Below are 15,274 nucleotides of genomic sequence, written 5' to 3'. Positions count from 1 at the left end.
GCGGGCACGGCCGGGGCGTGGGAGTTCTCCACAGGCGCGGTCGGGCGTGTCGTGGCGGTCCGGCATACTCGACGGGTGAGCACGCTTCCCGAGATCCGTACCCTGCCCGTGCCCGACGGCCTGGAGGGCGAGCGCGTCGACGCCGCCATCTCCCGCATGTTCGGCTTCTCCCGTACCAAGGCCGCGGAGCTCGCCGCCGCGGGGAAGGTCGCGGTCGACGGGTCGGTGGTCGGCAAGTCGGAGCGGGTGCGCGGCGGGGCCTGGCTGGAGGTCGAGATGCCGCAGGCGCCCGCGCCGGTGCAGGTGGTGGCCGAGCCGGTCGAGGGCATGGAGATCGTGCACGACGACGATGACGTGGTCGTGATCGTCAAGCCGGTCGGGGTGGCCGCGCACCCCAGCCCCGGCTGGTCCGGGCCGACCGTGATCGGCGGGCTCGCCGCCGCCGGGTACCGGATCTCGACGTCCGGCGCCGCCGAGCGCCAGGGCATCGTCCACCGGCTCGACGTCGGCACGTCGGGCCTGATGGTGGTCGCCAAGTCGGAGTACGCGTACACGTTCCTGAAGCGCCAGTTCAAGGAGCGGACCGTCGACAAGCGGTACCACGCGCTCGTCCAGGGCCACCCCGACCCCACCAGCGGCACCATCGACGCGCCCATCGGGCGGCACCCGAACCACGACTACAAGTGGGCGGTCATCGCCGAGGGCAAGCCGTCCGTCACGCACTACGACCTGGTGGAGGCGTTCCGCGCCGCCTCCCTGCTCGACATCAAGCTGGAGACGGGGCGTACGCACCAGATCCGCGTCCACATGTCCGCCCACCGCCACCCGTGCGTGGGCGACCTGACGTACGGCGCCGACCCGACGCTCGCCAAGCGCCTCGGCATCACCCGCCAGTGGCTGCACGCGGTCCGGCTCGGCTTCGAGCACCCCGGGGACGGCAGCTGGGTCGAGTTCGAGAGCGACTACCCGGCCGATCTGCAGAAGGCCCTCGACAAGGTGCGGGAGGAGACGTACGCGTGAGCGACGCGCCCGCGAGCCCGGAACCGGTGGCCTACGCGGTGCGCGTGGCCGACGACCCCGCCGACCGCGCGATGTGCTTCGCGGTGCGCAAGGAGGTCTTCGTCGTCGAACAGGGCGTGCCGGAGGACCTCGAGTACGACGCGTACGACGAGGTGGCCGTGCACGTGCTCGCCGTGCGGGACGACGGGGTGCCGCTCGGCGCCGGTCGGCTGCTCCACGGGGCGGCCGCCGCCGGCAAGACCGGTGGGGAGCCGGGCGTCGGCTCCCTGGGGCGGCTGGCGGTCCTGCCGGCGGCCCGCGGGCTGGGCGTGGGCGTCGCGCTCGTGCGGGCCGTCGAGGACGCGGCACGCGCGCGGGGCCTGACCGCCGTGCAGCTGGGCGCGCAGACGCATGCCCTGGGGTTCTACGAGCGGCTGGGGTACGAGGCGTACGGGCCGGAGTTCCCGGACGCGGGGATACCGCACCGGGCGATGCGGCGGTCGCTGTAGGGCCGGGGCCCGGCGGACTCGAACGGGCGGGATGTGGGGGCGTGGCACTCTGGGGGCTGTTGAGGCAATCGTCTAGACCTCGTCGGGGTGCTCAGCGTGGATCAGTTGGCCCTGTTGTTCGTCCTGTTGCTGGGGGCCGTGCTGAGCGTGCCGGTGGGCGAGCGGCTCCGGCTGCCGGCGCCGGTGCTGATGACGCTGCTGGGGATCTCCCCTCGCCCTGCCGGGCTTCGTGCCCAACATCGACATCCCGCCGGATTTCATCCTGCCCCTGGTGCTGCCGCCGTTGCTGTACGCGGCGGTGCGGCGGACCTCCTGGCGGCAGTTCGCCGCCAACCGGCGGCCCATCTTCCTGCTGGCCGTGGCGCTGGTGTTCGTGACCACCGCCGCGGTGGCCGCCGTCGCCCAGGCGATCGTCCCCGGGCTGCCCATCGCCGCCGCCGTGGCGCTGGGCGCGCTGGTCGCACCGCCCGACCCGGTCGCGGCGACGGCCGTGGCCGGTCAACTCGGGCTGCCCCGAAGGCTGGTGTCGATCCTGGAGGGCGAGGGCCTCTTCAACGACGTGACCGCCATCGTGCTCTACCACGTGGCGATCGCGGCGGCCGTCAGCGGCTCCTTCTCGCTGCCCCACGCCGCGCTCCAGCTCGTGCTCTCCGGTGTCGTGGCCGTCGCCGTGGGGCTCGCGCTCGGCTGGGCGGCCAACAAGCTGATGGACTTCCTCGACGACGCCACGCTGCAGATCGGGCTGACCCTCCTCGTGCCGTACGCGTCGTACGTGATGGCCGAGGAGCTGCACGGGTCCGGGGTGCTCGCCGTGCTCACCACCGCGCTGTTCCTCGCGGAGTACGCGCTCGGCGCCGACGACGTCATGACGCGGCTCGCCGGGCACACCGTCTGGGACGTCGTGGACACGCTGGTCACGGGCGTCGCGTTCGGGTTGATCGGGCTGGAGCTGCACAACGCGGTCAGGACGGCGTCCGGGCGCTGGTCCGACATGCTGGGCTGGGCGGCTGCGGTCGTGGCCGTCGTGGTCCTCGTACGGCTGCTGTGGCTGCTGCCGGCCACCTGGCTCGCCCGGCGGCTGCACGCGAAGCGTGACTACGACGAGGAGATCCCGATGTCGTGGCGCGAGACCGTGGTGATGTGGTGGTCGGGGATGCGGGGCGTGGCGTCCGTGGCGCTGGCACTGGCGATTCCGCTGGAGACGTCGGACGGGGGGCCCTTTCCCGACCGGGACGAGATCGTGTTCATCGCGTTCGGCGTGATCATGGCGACGTTGGTGTTGCAGGGGCTGACGCTGCCGTGGCTCGTACGGCGGTTGGGGGTGCGGGCGGACGAGGGCGCCGAGAAGGAGTTCGAGAAGGTGCTGGCCGTGCGGGCCGCGAAGGCGGCGAAGCGGCGGCTGAAGGAGATCGAGGACGAGGAGGAACTCCCGGAGGAGATGGCCGAGCGGTTGCTGCGGCGGGCCTTCGAGATCGGGGTGCGGATCAGTCCCGACGTGGCGGAGGAGGAACGGCGGGCAGGGCACGAGCAGCGGGTGCGGTGGCTGCGGAGGATGCGGCGGATCCAGGGGGAGATGCTGAGTGCTGCCCGGCACGAGGTGCTGGCCGCGCGGAGTGAGCCGGGCGCGGACCCCGAGGTGGTGGACCGCGTGCTGCGGCATCTGGATGTGCGGAGCCTGCGGTGACCGGGTGATCCGTTTCGTAGGGTCGGGGTATGGCACGCAATGTGGTGATCAGTGGTGGCGGTACGGGAATCGGGCTCGCGGCGGCGCGGGCGTTCGCCGAGAGCGGGGATCGGGTCCTGCTGCTCGGGCGGCGGGCCGAGGTGTTGGAGAAGGCGGGGGTGGACCGGGCCCTCACGTACGCGGCGGACCTCGCCGACACGGAGAGCGTGCGGTCAGTCGCCGAGTTCGTCGGGCGTGAGTTCGGGACCGTGGACGTGCTGATCCACAGTGCCGGCGGCAACGGCGGGCTGGAGCCCGCGGCGGAGGGGGACGATCCGCTCGACGCCGTCGCGCACGACTGGCAGGTCAATTTCCGGCTCAACACGCTGACCGCCGTACTGCTCACGGAGGCGCTGCGGGAGCGGCTCGCCTCGCCCGGCGGGCGGGTGCTGTTCCTGTCGTCCATCGCCGCGTACCGGGGCTCGGGAAGCGGGGCGTACGCCGCGTCCAAGGCGGCGCTGCATCCGTACGCGTTCGACCTGGCGCGGGAGTTGGGGCCCCGGGGGATCACGGTGAACGTCGTGGCGCCGGGGTACATCGAGGACACCGAGTTCTTCGGCGGGGCGATACAGGAGGCCCGGCGGGCCCGGCTCGTGGCCGAGACGTCCACGGGCCGGGCCGGCACACCGGCCGACGTCGCCGACACCCTGCACTGGCTCGCCTCACCCGGCGCCGGCCACATCACCGCCCAGGTCCTCCAGGTCAACGGGGGCGCGGAGAGGGGGCACTGAGGGCCAAGCCGGGCGCACCGCGAACGGCGGACGGCGGGTGCCCGCGCTCTCCGCGCAGGCACCCGCCGTGCGTCCCGGTCCGGTCCGTCCACCGGTTCCGGGGGAGCGACGCCGCGCGCCGCTCCCCCGGAATCACCGGCTGCCCGTACGGCTGTCCGTCGTGGCCCCGGCTCTGCCGTGACCCCGCGGCCTCACCTTCCCGTCGACCTCGGTGGCTCATGGACCCGGGACCGGGTGGGGCGCGGGAGGTGGGCGTCGGGACGCGGGTGGGTCGGGGGCAGGACCGCGTCGGCCGTGTTGACCCTCGGGAGGGCGTACGGGTGGGTCTCCGTCAGCCAGCGGATCAGCTGTTCGCGGACCGTGACGCGGACCGTCCACAGGTCGTCCGGGTCCTTGGCGGTGACCAGGGCGCGGACCTCCATCGTCGACGGCGTCGAGTCGGTGACCGTCAGGTCGTAGTGGCGGCCGTCCCACGCCGGGCACTCCCGCAGGATGTCGCGGAGCTTCTCCCGCATCGCGGGCAGCGGAGCGGCGTGGTCGACGTGCAGGAAGACCGTGCCGGTCATCTGGGCGCCGCCGCGCGACCAGTTCTCGAAGGGCTTCGCGGTGAAGTACGACACGGGCATCGTGATCCGGCGCTCGTCCCAGGTCCGCACGGTGAGGAACGTGAGGGTGATCTCGTCGACCGTCCCCCACTCGCCCTCCACGACGACCACGTCCCCGAGGCGCACCATGTCACCGAAGGCGATCTGGAGCCCCGCGAACAGGTTGCTCAGCGTGGACTGCGCGGCGATACCGGCGACGATGCCCAGGAGGCCCGCCGAGGCCAGCAGGGAGGCGCCCGCGGCCCGCATCGCCGGGAAGGTCAGCAGCATGGCCGCGGCGGCGACCACACCGACGATCGCCGAGACCACCCGCATGATGAGCGTCACCTGGGTCCGCACCCGGCGCACCCGGGCCGGATCGCGGTGGACGCGGGCGTACCTGCTGTACGAGGTCTCCACCACCGCCGCGGCGATACGGATCACCAGCCAGGCCGTGGCGCCGATCAGCACCAGCGTCAGGGCGCGGCCGATCGTGGTCCGGTGCTGCTCCAGCAGCTGCGCCTCGTCGTAGGCCGCTCTGAGGAAGGCCGCGCACAGGACCAGCTGGTAGGGGATGCGGCCGCGGCGCAGCAGGCCCCACAGAGGTGTCTCGTGGTGCCGCTGGTCCGCCTTGCGCAGCAGAAGGTCGGTGGTCCAGCCGATGACGAGTGTCAGGACGACCGAACCACCGATGACGATCAGTGGGCGGAGTAGGTTCTCCATGCCTTCGAACGTAACCGCCCCCGCGGGGTCATGAACATGTGACTTCGGCCGCGCTCGGGGTACGGGGCCGCGAGCCGCTGTCGTACCCGGCTGGCACCATGGCCCCATGAACATCATGCTGTTCCACTCGACCTACGGCCTGCGACCAGCGGTCCACCGGGCCGCGGACCGGTTGCGGGCCGCCGGGCACGAGGTGTGGACCCCCGACCTCTTCGACGGACGGACCTTCGACACGGTCGAGGAGGGCATGGCCTTCAACGAGGAGCTGGGCAAGGAGGAGTTGCTCAAGCGGGCCGTCCTGGCCGCCGCGCCCTACTCGGAGCGAGGGCTCGTCTACGCCGGGTTCTCCCTCGGCGCCGCCACCGCGCAGACCCTGGCCCTGGGCGACGCCAAGGCCCGCGGGCTGCTGCTCCTGCACGGCACGTCGGACATCGCGGCCACCGCGTCCGTCGACGGCCTGCCCGTGCAGCTCCACGTGGCCGAGCCCGACGCGTTCGAGACGGACGACTGGCTGAGCGCCTGGTACCTGCAGATGCGCAAGGCCGGCGCCGACGTGGAGGTCTACCGCTACGCCGGCGCGGGCCACCTCTACACCGACTCCGACCTGCCCGACTACGACGAGGAGGCCGCCGAGGCCACCTGGCGGGTGGCACTCGGCTTCCTCGAAACCCTCTGACGGCCGGAGCGCGCCCGGAGGCCCCGGGGTGCGGGCGGACCACACCGGCTACACCGGGTCGTACGTCCGCTCCACCTTCTGCGTCCCGCTGCGCGTCCGGTACGAGCGCGCCCACGACGACCGCGCGTCGGGCTTCGTCCGGTCGGACAGGACGTAGAAGTCCATCTGCGCCCGCGCGGCGGTGATGTCGAGGACTCCGTAGCCGTGCCGGTCGGTGTCGACCCAGTGGACGTGCCGGTTGGCGGCGCGGATCAGGGGGGAGGCCACCGCGGAGACGGTGCCCTCGGGGACCTTCACGAGGTCGTCGAGGTTGTCCGAGGTCACCGAGGTGACGACGAACTCCGTGGCCGCGGACGCCGACAGGGGGTAGGTACCGGCGTTGACGGGCACGTCGTTGGCCCAGGCCATGTGGATGTCGCCGGTGAGGAAGACCGTGTTGCGGATGGCGTTCTCCCGCAGGTGGGCGAGGAGTTCACGGCGGTCGTCGGTGTAGCCGTCCCACTGGTCGGGGTTGAGGGCGAGGCCCTCCTTCGGCAGACCGAGCAGCTCCGTCAGCGGTCCGAGCAGATCGGCGGTGAGGTTGCCGAGCGCGAACGGGGCGATCATCACCGAGTTGCCGACCAGCCGCCAGGTCGTGTCGGAGGACTTCAGCCCCGTCTTCAGCCAGTCGAGTTGGGCCCGGCCCGTCAGCGTACGGTTCGGGTCGTCGACCTGGCCGTTGCCCACGCCCACCTGCTGGGAGCGGTAGGAGCGCAGGTCGAGCAGCGAGAGGTCGGCGAGCTTGCCGAAGCGCAGCCGACGGTAGGTGGTGCCGGCGATCGCCGGACGCACCGGCATCCACTCGAAGTACGCCCGCTTGGCCGCCGACTGACGGGCCGCCCAGGAGCCCTCCGTGCCCTCGGTGTGGTTCTCGGCGCCGCCCGCCCAGGCGTCGTTGGCGATCTCGTGGTCGTCCCAGATGGCGATGACCGGTGCGACCGCGTGCAGGGCCTGGAGGTCGGGGTCCGTCTTGTAACGGGCGTGCCGGACGCGGTAGTCGGCGAGGGAGACGATCTCGTGGGTCGGCGCGTGCGGTCGGACGACCTTGCCGCGGGTGGCGTACTGGCCGGTGCCGTACTCGTAGATGTAGTCGCCGAGGTGGATCCAGGCGTCCAGGTCGCCGCGGGCGGCCAGATGGCGGTAGGCGGCGAAGTGGCCGCCCTCCCAGTTGGCGCAGGAGACGACTCCGAAGCGCAGCCCCGCCGGGGCGGCGTCGGCGGCGGGGGCCGTGCGGGTGCGGGCGGCGGGCGAGTCGGTGCCGCCGGCCGAGAAGCGGAACCAGTAGTCGGTGGCCGGGGCGAGACCGCGGACGTCCGCCTTCACGGTGTGGTCGGAGTCGGCGGTCGCGGTGACCGAACCTTTGGCCACGATCGTCGTGAACGCCTTGTCCAGAGCGACGGTCCAGCCGACCTCGACGTCCGGGCCCAGCCCCGAGCCGGGTATGGCCTCCGGGGTGGGTGTCACGCGGGTCCACAGCAGGACACCGTCGGGCAGCGGATCGCCGGAGGCGACACCGTGCAGGAACGCGGGGGCGTCGGCGGCGCTCGCGGGGAACGCGGCGGTCAGCGGGGCCGCGAGGACGGCGCCCGCGGCGGCCGCCTTGACGACCGTACGGCGGCGCGGGGCGGAGGAGGAGAGGCCCGGCTGAGCGGGCGACATGCCCCTGGGGTCGGCGGGGACACCGGAGTTGGAGTGAGATCTGCGACTGGTCACGGCGGATGAGATTACTGATCAGTAGCGGTTTGGGTAAGGCGTATGACGTGAAATCCGCTCAATGTTCAGATCGCGGTGCCCTGTTGGTCGGTGGTCTGCCCGGTCACCGTCCGTCGGCGTACCTGCGGGCCAGGGCGATCAGCGCGGCCCGGTCGGCGCAGCCGGTGCGGTTGCGCAGACTCGCCAGGTGCTTCTCGACGGTGCGCGGGGAGAGGAAGAGATGCTCGGCGATCTCCTGGTTGCCGAAGCGGCGGCCGAGCAGCCGGAGCACCTCGTACTCCCGGGCCGTCACCCCCGTCCGCCGCAGTTCCGCCGGGATCGTGTCGTGGCCCTGGCGGCGCCGGGGCACGGCGGAGCCCGCGTCCCGCAGCAGCGCGCGGCACGCAGCCGACACGCGGGTGGTACCCCGGTCGTGGAAGAACTGCTCGGCGGAGCGCAGCCATTCGACCGGCCGGCCCCAGCCGTCGGCGAGGGCCGCCCCGGCGCCCAGACGCAGACACAGGTGGGCGGCGAGGGGAATGGACTCGGTCCCGACCAGGGCCTCCTCCGCGGACTTCGCGGCCTCGGCGGCCCGGCCCTCACGACCCAGCAGCACGGCACGGGACCAGCCGACGAAGGGCCGGTCCCAGTGGACCTGGGCGAGCCGGTCCGTGCCGGGACCCTCCAGCTCCGCCCAGCCGACCGTGCCCTTCAGGGTGCGCAGCAGCAGATACGGCCCCAGGAAGCCGCCGACCCCGCGGGTGCTGGGCAGCGCCCGCATGACGTGGTCCGCCTCCGTGAACTCGGCCAGCGCCCGGTCGTGTTCCTCCCGCATCAGGGAGCAGATGCCCTGGGCCCAGCCCCACACGGAGGTGTCGTAGCCCCAGACGGCCCCCGCGCTCCGGCCGGCCAGCGCGTTCCGCAGGGCGTCCAGGGCGCTCTGGAGACGCTCGCGTTCACCGAGCGCGGCGGCGACGACGCCGTCCACGCCGACCCCGATCAGCTCCACCTCGCGCAGCCGCAGCCGCCGGGCCGTCTCCCGCAGCCGCCGGGCGGACCCCACCGCCCGATCCTGTTCGTCGCGCAGCACATGGGCGAGCGTCAGATGCATGTCGGCCCAGGCCGTCATGAGGGTCGCGCCCGTCTCCTCGGCCGCCCGCCGCGCGGCCGTCAGACGGTCCGTGCCGGTGAACCGGAGCCGGTCGAGCACACCGAGTTCCAGCAGACCGCGGATGCGCCACACCGGCAGGGAATGGGCCTCGGCCGTCGCCACCAGGCGGGTGAACGTCTCCTCCGCCTCGGCGAGGCTCTGGGGCCGCAGACAGTAGCCGAGCATGTTCAGCGCCTTGCAGCTCACCTCCGGCAGTCCGACCGCCTCGGCGGTGGCGACGGCTCCCTCGGCGAGGGCGCGGGCGGACTCCAACCGGTCGGGGCGCCGGGAGTTGAGGACCAGGTGGGCGGCGACCGCGTCCAGGGAGGCGCGCGAACCGGGGTCCGGGTCGTCGCCGAGCAGTTCCCTCGCCCGCCGTACGGTGGCCAGGCCCTCCTCCCACTGCTGTGCCGTGGCCGCGGCCCTGGCCCGGGTCACGAAGCCCGCCACCCGCCGGGTGTTCGGCGCGCCCGACGCGGTCAGTACGTCGTCCAGCCGGTCCCCGAGCTCCGGTACGCGCCGGACGTCACCGGTGAGGACCAGGGTGCGGAGCAGTTCCTCCAGCAGCCCGGCCACGGCCTCGGGCGGGGTGTCCGGGGCGCCCGAGGTCAACTCCAGGCCCCGGTCGAGGAGTTCCACCGCGGTCAGCAGCGCGCCGCGCGCGACGGCCTGCCGCCCGGCCCGGGTGAGCAGGACGGCCGCCCGTGCCCGCCGGCCACCGGCGACACACAATTCGGCGGCCAGTCGGTCGAGATCGTCCCCGGCCTCCCCACCGATGAGCCCGTGCGGCTCGTGCGGAACGCCCTCGCGCCGCGTCCGGGCGTGCCATGCGTCCTCGTGCCGCGTGCCGGTGTGCCATGCGTCCTCGTGCCGCGTCCCGGTGTGGCGCGCGTCCTCGTGCCGCGTCCGGGCGTGTCGTGCGCTCTCGTGTCGTGTTGCGGCGTGTCGGGTGCCCTCGTCGTCCGGGCCCTCGTGCCGTGCGCCCTCGTGCTCGGTGTCCCCGTACCGCGTGTCCGCGTGGCGGGTGCCCTGGTACCGCGTGTCCGTATGGGGCGGGCCCTCGTCCTCCGTGCGCCCCGAAGCGCCCGGCAGCCGTCCCGCCGCGTCCCGTACCGACTCGATCACGTCGGCGGCGGCGAGGCAGAGGGCGGCTCGTTCGGTCGGCAGGAGGCGGTGGGCGATCGCGTCGGCGGTCAGCGCGTGGCGGAAGGCGTGCCAGCCGGGCTCGCCCGACGTGGAGCCGCCGGAGACCAGGTCGGCGTGGGCCGCGTGGCGGAGGTGGGTGAGCGCGGTGGCGCGGTCGAGGCCGGCGACACGCGCCGCGATGTCCACCGGGAACCGTCTGCCGAGGACCGCCGCCGCCTCCAGGAGGGCCACACCGGGCGCCGCCAGCCGGTCCACGCGTTGCAGGACGGCGGCGGCGACGGTCGCCGGGACCCCGGCGTCCAGGGAACCGGTGACCGTCCAGCCGGAGGCGCCGTCCCGGACGAGGCTGCCGCCGTCGACCATGGCGCGCAGGAGTTCCTCCACCACGAACGGGACGCCCTCGGAGACCGCGTGCAACCGCTCCAGCACGGCCGCGGGCACCTCGTCGGCGTCGCCGTGACCGAGACAGCGGGCGGCCAGCTCGGCGGTGCCGGCCGGCCCGAGACGAGCGAGCCGCAGCGAACGGGCGGTGCGGCGGGACGCGGCGGCCTCGGCCAGGTCGAGGGCGGGACCGGGCTCGCCGCGCAACGTGGCCAGCAGGACGGCCCGTTGGCCGGTGAGGTTGTCGGCCAGGTAGTCGACGATGGCGAGGGTGTCGGCGTCCGCGTCGTGCAGGTCCTCCAGCACCAGCACACAGCCGCCGTCGCGGCCCAGCACCGCCAGGAGCCTCAACACGGCCTCGGCGTAACCGACCAGGGGCGCCCCGTCCTCCGGCGCCAGCCCGCACAGCCGGGACAGCAGCGGTTCGTAGAGGCCGAGGTCACCGTCCGAGGGAGCGCCCTCCCCGCGCAGCGCGGAGAACACGGCCTCCGCGAGCGGGCGCAGCGGCACGGCGCGCCCGGCGGACGCCGCCCGCCCGCGCAGTACGCGTGCTCCGGCGAGCGCCGCGGCGGACGCGGCCTCCTCGACGAGCCGGGACTTGCCGATGCCGGGCTCGCCGAGCACGAACACCGACGCGCCGCGCCCCTCGCGGGCCGCCCGTACGGCGGCGGTCAGTAGGTCCCGCTCCGCCTCCCTGCCGACCAGCGCGGGCGCCGACAGTGATGAGAACGACGACACCTCAAGGCTCCCTGCGCCGCGTCGAATACGCCTTCGAGGCGTACAGGTTAGTACCCGTCTTCACAGGGGCCGCACAACTATATGGGGGATCTTCCCCGATGGCCGGGGGCCCGGCGCCGGGGCACGCTTCCTACCGGCAGGGCAGGGGGACAGGGCATGACCCGGGGGGAACATGCCCTGCCTGCCGCTTCAACCGTCGTGCTGGGAGGTCGTCATGCAGGGTGCCCGGATGTGGGCCGTCGCCGGGGTGCTGGGCGTGGCCCTGTGCGGGTGTTCGTCGTCCACCGGGTCCACGGGAGCGGGCAGCGGCGGCGGGTCGTCGTCGGGCGGGGCCGCGACGGACACGCCCGAGGTGCCGGTGACCACCCAGGACCTGGAGCGGGTCTGCTCCGACGGGCTCGGCTTCAAGGGACTGCCGGCCTACGACCGAGCGAAGAAGTCCGTGCACCCGGCGCAGCTCATGCGCAGCGACGGCGACGACGACGGCTGGACGAGCAGCGTGCCCTCGGACGGCGACTTCCCCAAGGGCTGGTTCCTCGACTACATGGACAAGCCGGAGAAGGCCGAACTGGTCGTCTGCGTCGAGCGCACCAAGGCCACCGCGACCGGCAAGGTGTGCGACATGGAGGCCGACGGCAAGCCGCTGAAGATCAAGACGTACAACACCACGTACCGGCTGCGGGTGGTCGAGGCGCGCACCGGCAAGGAGCAGTACACCTACACCGGCAAGGCCGAGTCCGACGAGTGCCCGTACTACATCCTCACCTCGAAGGGCGAGGACGCGAACAAGTACTACAACGAGGTGCGCCCCGAGGACTACCGCAAGCGCGTCAAGCCGTACATCGCCCCGTAGCGCGGCCGGCCGGCCTGCGGCGGGCCCTCCGACGCGCCCTTCGCCGGGTACTCTGCCGCGCCTTCTGCCTCCGCCGGCGCCGTGCCGCGGGCGGGCCGTGCGGGCGGGTGTTCCTGGCGGCCTCCGGGAACACCCGCCCGCCCCACGGCGGACGGCGCGGACGCCGGCGTTACCTGGTGACGCCCGCGTCCTTCAGGGACTTCTCCCAGTCGGCGACCGAGGACGGGTTGCCGACCGTCTTGTCGTTGATCTTGATGGTGGGGGTCGACTGGACGCCCTTGGCGTCGTCGAAGGACTTGCTCATCCTCATCGCCCAGGCGTCGTAGGTGCCCTTCTCCACGGCGTCCTGGAACTTCTTGTTGTTCTTCAGCGCGTCCACCGTGTTCGCCACCTTGATCAGGTAGCTGTCGTCGGCGAACTTGTCGGTCGTCTCCTCCGGGTGGTACTTCGCGGAGTACAGCGCGGCCTTGTAGTCGAGGAACGCCTCGGGGCTGACGTTCAGCGCGGCGCCCAGCGCGCTCAGCGCGTTCTTCGAGCCCTCGCCGCTGAGCCTGTCGTCGAGGAAGGTGCCGAGGGTGAAGGACAGCTTGTAGTCGCCGTCCTCCATGCCCTTGTCGACCGTCTCACCGACCGTCTGCTCGAACTGGGCGCAGGCGGGGCAGCGCGGGTCCTCGTACAGGTGGACCACGTTGTCGGTCTTGGAGTCGCCGATCACGACGGTGGCGCCGTTCTCGCCCGAGGTGTTGGCGGGCTTCACCACCGTGGCCTCGGCGGCGGCCTCCCACTTGGTGGGCTTGCCGGTCTGCACGACGGCGTAGCCGATACCGCCGGCCGCCGCGAGGACCGCGACGACCGAGGCCGCCACGATCGCCTGCCGCCTGACCTTCGCGCGCTTGGCCTGACGCTCGCGCTCCAGGCGCAGCCGCTCGCGCGCCGCCGACTTCGCCGTCTGGCTGTTCCGCTTGCTCATGTGGGTGAACTCCCTGGAAAAAAACGCGCACACGTCGGTGTGCGGGATACGTGGATGGACTGCTCGTGCTGGGCGGCGCTCGGGAGCCCGTGGCTCACCGAACGCCCGGAGGGGTCACGCGAAGGTGACCGAGCACGGCGGTCCGCGCCGCCCCAGGGAGTGGGCGAGGAGAAGGGTGCGGGCGGTGGACCCGCGGTGCGCGGTGCGCGTCGGCCGCTGCTTCACCGGGGACCACCGCGGCGTGAGCGCGGCGACCGCGAGGAGCAGGGGCCGGAAACCGGCGGCCACGGCGGCGCCGAGGAGCTGGGCCAGCGCCCGCTCGCCCCGGCGCAGCCAGGCGGCGGCCAGCAGCCCCACACCGATGTGCGCGGCGAGCAGCAGCCAGGCGGCGGCCGGTCCCGCGCCCGACAGCAGCGCGGCCGCCTGGTCGGAGTCACCGGTGACGCGCGCCAGCGGGGCGCCGACGCCTCCGGCGCACAGCACGTCCAGACCGACCTGGCGCAGCGGACCGGTGACCGGTCCGCCCGCCTCGCCGTAACAGGCGTGCTGACCCGTCGTGAACACCGTGTCCGCCGCCAGCTCCAGCGGGATCAGCACGGCGGCGATCCGTCCGAAGCCGCGCTCACGGCGGCCCGCCAGCGCGTACGCCACGACATAGACGGCGGCGGTGATCGCGGCCACGGCGACCAGCGGGAGCGGGGCCCGGGACAGCAGGACGTGCGACGCGGTGCTGAGCGTCACGACGAGTGCCGTGAACAGCGCCGCGCGCACGGCTCTGAGATGCGTCCCGGATATGTCCATACCGCTGGAGAGTGTCCCACGGACCCCCGTAAGGGAGCCCTAAAGGATGCCTGTGCACTCCCTTACAGGCACGGCATCCGGCCGGTCACAGACCCGGGATCCGGCCATTGCGGAACAGGTCCACGAAGATCTGGTGGTCCGTACGCGCGCGTGCGCCGTAGCGGTGGGCGAAGTCCACCAGCAGGGGAGCGAAGCCCGCCTCGTCGGCGGCGATCGCCGCGTCGATGGCCCGCTCCGTGGAGAACGGCACCAGGGACTGGCCGGAGAGGTCGTCGGCCGCCGCGTGCATCGTCGCCGTGGCCCGGCCGAGGTCGGCGACGACCGCCGCGACCTCCTCCGGGTCGTCGATGTCGCCCCAGTCCAGGTCCACCGCGTACGGCGACACCTCGGCGACCAGCTGGCCCGCGCCGTCCAGTTCCGTCCAGCCGAGCCACGGGTCGGCGTGCGCCTGGAGGGCGCGCTGGGAGATCACCGTGCGGTGGCCCTCGTGCTGGAAGTAGTCCTGGATGCGCTCGTCGGTGATGTGGCGGGAGACGGCCGGGGTCTGGGCCTGCTTGATGTAGATCACCACATCGTTCTCCAGGGCGTCGGTGGCGCCCTCCAGCAGGATGTTGTACGACGGCAGCCCCGCCGAGCCGATGCCGATGCCCCGGCGGCCCACGACGTCCTTCACCCGGTACGAGTCGGGGCGGGTCAGGGAGGACTCCGGGAGCGTCTCCAGATAGCCGTCGAAGGCCGCCAGCACCTTGTAGCGCGTGGCCGCGTCCAGCTCGATGGAGCCGCCGCCGGGCGCGAAACGGCGCTCGAAGTCACGGATCTCGGTCATCGAGTCGAGCAGCCCGAAACGCGTCAGCGACCGCGCGTCCCGCAGCGCCCCGAGCAGCGGGCCCTGCGCGGTGTCCAGGGTGAACGGCGGCACCTCGTCCCGCTTGGCGCCCGCCGCGACCGCGTGGATCCGCTCGCGGTAGGCGGCCGCGTACACGTTCACCAGGTCCGTGATCTGCTCGTCGCTGAACGCCTTCGCGTACCCGATGAGCGCCACCGAGGCGGCGAAGCGCTTCAGGTCCCAGGTGAAGGGGCCGACATAGGCCTCGTCGAAGTCGTTCACATTGAAGATCAGACGGCCCGTGGAGTCCATGTACGTGCCGAAGTTCTCCGCGTGCAGGTCGCCGTGGATCCACACGCGCGAGGTGCGCTCGTCCAGGTAGGGGCCGCAGTCGCCGTCCCCGCCGCCCCAGCCGGAGTTCGCCTCGCTCAGGTCGTGGTAGAAGAGGCACGCCGTACCCCGGTAGAACGCGAAGGCCGAGGCCGCCATCTTCCGGAACTTGACGCGGAACGCGGCCGGGTCGGCGGCCAGGAGCCGGCCGAAGGCGGTGTCGAAGACGGCGAGGATCTCCTCGCCGCGTCGCTCGTCGCTGAGCTGCGGAACCGACATCGCTGGGTGCCTCCTGGTACATGAGGAATGGGACGGCTGGTCCGTCCCCTGGGCAACGTCCGGGGGTGCGCGGGAGTGCCCGCGACTCCTTCACGAAAGGTACGGGGGAGAGCCCTCGCCGTGT

The 15,274-nt window shown here is 72.9% G+C and carries 11 protein-coding genes and 1 pseudogene; 6 read left to right on the top strand and 6 right to left on the bottom strand.

All coding sequences use genetic code 11. From position 1 onward, the window contains the following. Positions 1-75 precede the first annotated feature (75 nt). The 4 genes and pseudogenes from ACZ4Z3_RS05705 (at position 76) to ACZ4Z3_RS05690 (ending at position 3,962) form a co-directional block, all read left to right on the top strand. On the top strand, positions 76-1,020 hold the full coding sequence (locus tag ACZ4Z3_RS05705; protein WP_466802890.1) for an RluA family pseudouridine synthase: 945 nt from the start codon (positions 76-78) through the stop codon (positions 1,018-1,020). Between the two features lie 71 nt (positions 1,021-1,091). Next, on the top strand, positions 1,092-1,508 hold the full coding sequence (locus tag ACZ4Z3_RS05700) for a GNAT family N-acetyltransferase (protein ID WP_468500207.1): 417 nt from the start codon (positions 1,092-1,094) through the stop codon (positions 1,506-1,508). Between the two features lie 96 nt (positions 1,509-1,604). Then, positions 1,605-3,192: pseudogene (locus ACZ4Z3_RS05695) on the top strand (Na+/H+ antiporter). 29 nt (positions 3,193-3,221) lie between these two features. Then, positions 3,222-3,962, top strand: a complete 741-nt coding sequence (locus tag ACZ4Z3_RS05690) for an SDR family NAD(P)-dependent oxidoreductase (RefSeq protein WP_468499824.1) — start codon at positions 3,222-3,224, stop codon at positions 3,960-3,962. Positions 3,963-4,153: 191 nt separating this feature from the next. Here the strand turns inward: ACZ4Z3_RS05690 and ACZ4Z3_RS05685 are convergent, their stop codons facing one another. Continuing rightward, positions 4,154-5,269, bottom strand: coding sequence for a mechanosensitive ion channel family protein (locus ACZ4Z3_RS05685; protein WP_468499823.1), 1,116 nt, complete (start codon positions 5,267-5,269; stop codon positions 4,154-4,156). A 106-nt stretch (positions 5,270-5,375) separates the two neighbouring features. Here ACZ4Z3_RS05685 and ACZ4Z3_RS05680 point away from each other — a divergent pair, with 106 nt between their 5' ends. Continuing rightward, complete coding sequence (locus ACZ4Z3_RS05680) at positions 5,376-5,945, top strand: dienelactone hydrolase family protein (protein ID WP_468499822.1); 570 nt, start codon at positions 5,376-5,378, stop codon at positions 5,943-5,945. 48 nt (positions 5,946-5,993) lie between these two features. Here ACZ4Z3_RS05680 and ACZ4Z3_RS05675 read toward each other — a convergent pair whose 3' ends face one another. Together ACZ4Z3_RS05675 and ACZ4Z3_RS05670 are read right to left on the bottom strand one after the other, a co-directional pair. Continuing rightward, a complete protein-coding gene (locus tag ACZ4Z3_RS05675) occupies positions 5,994-7,643 on the bottom strand; it encodes an alkaline phosphatase D family protein (protein ID WP_468500206.1) in 1,650 nt (549 codons plus the stop codon). A gap of 157 nt (positions 7,644-7,800) precedes the next feature. Beyond that, positions 7,801-11,091 (bottom strand): AAA family ATPase, encoded by a 3,291-nt coding sequence (locus ACZ4Z3_RS05670; protein ID WP_468499821.1) that lies wholly within the window; start codon positions 11,089-11,091, stop codon positions 7,801-7,803. Between the two features lie 214 nt (positions 11,092-11,305). On the opposite strand from ACZ4Z3_RS05670, the gene ACZ4Z3_RS05665 reads away from it, so the two are divergent. Beyond that, positions 11,306-11,944, top strand: coding sequence for a hypothetical protein (locus tag ACZ4Z3_RS05665; RefSeq protein WP_468499820.1), 639 nt, complete (start codon positions 11,306-11,308; stop codon positions 11,942-11,944). A 169-nt stretch (positions 11,945-12,113) separates the two neighbouring features. Here ACZ4Z3_RS05665 and ACZ4Z3_RS05660 read toward each other — a convergent pair whose 3' ends face one another. From ACZ4Z3_RS05660 to ACZ4Z3_RS05650, 3 genes are all read right to left on the bottom strand, one after another. Further along, a complete protein-coding gene (locus tag ACZ4Z3_RS05660) occupies positions 12,114-12,914 on the bottom strand; it encodes a DsbA family protein (RefSeq protein WP_468499819.1) in 801 nt (266 codons plus the stop codon). Between the two features lie 114 nt (positions 12,915-13,028). Continuing rightward, entirely contained in the window at positions 13,029-13,715 is a 687-nt protein-coding gene (locus ACZ4Z3_RS05655) for a hypothetical protein (RefSeq protein WP_468499818.1), read from the bottom strand. Between the two features lie 85 nt (positions 13,716-13,800). Then, on the bottom strand, positions 13,801-15,150 hold the full coding sequence (locus tag ACZ4Z3_RS05650) for a DUF2252 domain-containing protein (protein ID WP_468499817.1): 1,350 nt from the start codon (positions 15,148-15,150) through the stop codon (positions 13,801-13,803). Between the last annotated feature and the right edge of the window lie 124 nt (positions 15,151-15,274).

This window comes from Streptomyces sp. NPDC030296 (genome assembly GCF_055572815.1).
Note: the sequence above shows the minus strand (reverse complement) of the source record. Positions and strands in the feature narration are given on the sequence as shown.

What these genes read in the sequence shown, in the direction of transcription:
- ACZ4Z3_RS05700 (WP_468500207.1), top strand. Translation starts at nt 1,092, where the DNA reads ATGTGCTTCGCGGTGCGCAAGGAGGTCTTCGTCGTCGAACAGGGCGTG.
- ACZ4Z3_RS05690 (WP_468499824.1), top strand. Translation starts at nt 3,222, where the DNA reads ATGGCACGCAATGTGGTGATCAGTGGTGGCGGTACGGGAATCGGGCTC.
- ACZ4Z3_RS05685 (WP_468499823.1), bottom strand. Translation starts at nt 5,269, where the DNA reads ATGGAGAACCTACTCCGCCCACTGATCGTCATCGGTGGTTCGGTCGTC.
- ACZ4Z3_RS05680 (WP_468499822.1), top strand. Translation starts at nt 5,376, where the DNA reads ATGAACATCATGCTGTTCCACTCGACCTACGGCCTGCGACCAGCGGTC.
- ACZ4Z3_RS05675 (WP_468500206.1), bottom strand. Translation starts at nt 7,643, where the DNA reads ATGTCGCCCGCTCAGCCGGGCCTCTCCTCCTCCGCCCCGCGCCGCCGT.
- ACZ4Z3_RS05665 (WP_468499820.1), top strand. Translation starts at nt 11,306, where the DNA reads ATGCAGGGTGCCCGGATGTGGGCCGTCGCCGGGGTGCTGGGCGTGGCC.
- ACZ4Z3_RS05660 (WP_468499819.1), bottom strand. Translation starts at nt 12,914, where the DNA reads ATGAGCAAGCGGAACAGCCAGACGGCGAAGTCGGCGGCGCGCGAGCGG.
- ACZ4Z3_RS05655 (WP_468499818.1), bottom strand. Translation starts at nt 13,715, where the DNA reads ATGGACATATCCGGGACGCATCTCAGAGCCGTGCGCGCGGCGCTGTTC.
- ACZ4Z3_RS05650 (WP_468499817.1), bottom strand. Translation starts at nt 15,150, where the DNA reads ATGTCGGTTCCGCAGCTCAGCGACGAGCGACGCGGCGAGGAGATCCTC.